2 protein-coding genes are annotated in these 1774 nt (G+C 33.6%); one reads left to right on the top strand and one right to left on the bottom strand.

Annotated features, from left to right (window positions below; all coding sequences use genetic code 11):
* The first annotated feature begins 165 nt into the window (after positions 1 to 165).
* Entirely contained in the window at positions 166 to 1197 is a 1032-nt protein-coding gene (murG, locus tag ACIPNH_RS01420; protein ID WP_155968867.1) for an undecaprenyldiphospho-muramoylpentapeptide beta-N-acetylglucosaminyltransferase, read from the top strand.
* Here murG and ACIPNH_RS01415 read toward each other — a convergent pair.
* A partial coding sequence (locus ACIPNH_RS01415; protein ID WP_458695312.1) for an ATP-grasp domain-containing protein occupies positions 1182 to 1774 on the bottom strand: 593 nt, incomplete at its 5' end. The two genes, murG and ACIPNH_RS01415, sit on opposite strands and share 16 nt — an antisense overlap.

The raw sequence follows: 1774 nt of genomic DNA, 5'->3' as shown, positions 1-1774 counted from the left end.
ATCCTTTCGTCGTGCTGTTGATTCTGCCTTCCTATGACCTGTTCGGACTATTATGAGAAATGCTATACTTTTAGGCATTTTTAACTCAACTATCATAACGCTTAATAAAATTCTACGTGCAAATTGTTAAATAACAGTTAACAATCTAGGATTTATTATTTACAGATGGATATTATTTTAGCAACAGGTGGCACAGGCGGACACATTTTTCCAGCTATAACTTTAGCAAGAGCACTAAAGGCACAAGGATATAGTTGCATAGTATTTACTGATAAAAAAACAAATAAAAATACTGACGTGGGAAACTACACCTTGCCATTATGTAAACCAAGCAGCAACAAATTTAAGTTTTTCCTTTTCTTGATATACAGCTCTATGTTAGCACTGTATCAAGTAAGAAAATTAAAACCAAAATCGGTCATTGGTTTTGGTAGCTATGCTTCTTTTCCAACTCTTCTTGCAGCAAGAGTTCTTTCTATACCTATAATTTTACATGAACAAAACACAGTTTTAGGGAGAGTAAATAGATTCTTTTTCAAGAGTGCAAAATTAATTGCAACCAGCTTTCCGGAGACTAAATATGCAGAGGGCAATAAATGTATTTTTACAGGAAATTTTGTTGATATAAAAGCACAGAGCCATTCTAGCACTGAGAAAATCCTAAATATATTGGTCATAGCAGGCAGCCAAGGTGCAAATTTTTTTGATGATGTAGTAAGCAGCGTAATTTGTGATTTACCTATTAAAATGAAAAAGAAAATTAGAGTGACGCAGCAATGTACGAAGAAAAATGTAAACAAGGTCAAAAGTCTATACAAAAGTGAAAAGATCGATTGTGAATTGAGTGAATTTTTTGATGATATGGAGAATAGACTGGCCAATGCTCACTTGGTAATTAGCAGAGCAGGAGCAACTTCAATAGCAGAGATCACTCTTGCTAGGCGTTCTGCTATATATATTCCTTACCCTTACTCAAAAGATAATCACCAATTTTATAACGCAAAATATATTGAAGACTCGAGAGCAGCTATAATAGTTAAGCAGAATAGTGAAGCAAAAAAAAATCTAACAGAGGTACTATTTGATCTATTAAATAATTCTCAAAAATTGCGTGATATGACCAATAGTACAGAAAAAACAGGGATAAAGAATGGGACTACTGAGTTTGTTAAGGTGATTGTTCACAGGTTTAGTTGATGGCTGCTTGCTTTTTCTTCAAACACGTCCAAAAGATCCTTTTCTAGCGATATATTATACAATTTATTGATATAAACTACTCCCGTGGGTGAAGTTGTGTTAATTTCGAGCAGGAAGTCATCTATAATATCAATACCAACAAATATTAGCCCTCTTTTCTTTAATTCAGGACCAATTTTGTTACATATTTCATTGTTTCTATCGTTCATTTGAGCGGGCTCAAAACTTGCTCCAAGTCGCATGTTTGTTCTGATCTCTCCACTGATTTTTGGAATTCGTTTCATTACACCAATTGGTTGGCCATAAAGTAGCAATATTCTTTTATCTTTATCTATGTTTTTACAAAATGATTGTGCAATCACAGGGCATTCGTATTTTGCTATCATGAGATCCACTACTACTTGAATACTATTCTCATCTTGTATTCTTATCACATCGTTTCCTCCATAACTATACAATGGCTTCAGAATAATATCTTGATAGTTGTAGTAGAAATCTCTAATCATTGATATATAGCTCTTTTCATAGAAGTCCGGATGTGATAAGATAAGGATAGAAGATGATAAGGAGGTTGAGT

It is taken from the genome of Wolbachia endosymbiont of Drosophila barbarae, assembly GCF_044752445.1.
In the GTDB taxonomy this organism is placed as follows: Bacteria; Pseudomonadota; Alphaproteobacteria; order Rickettsiales; family Anaplasmataceae; genus Wolbachia; species Wolbachia pipientis.
This window is presented reverse-complemented; position numbering and strand designations above follow the sequence as displayed.

Excerpts from the sequence above, each read along its gene's own strand:
- murG (WP_155968867.1), top strand. The coding sequence starts at position 166 with ATGGATATTATTTTAGCAACAGGTGGCACAGGCGGACACATTTTTCCA.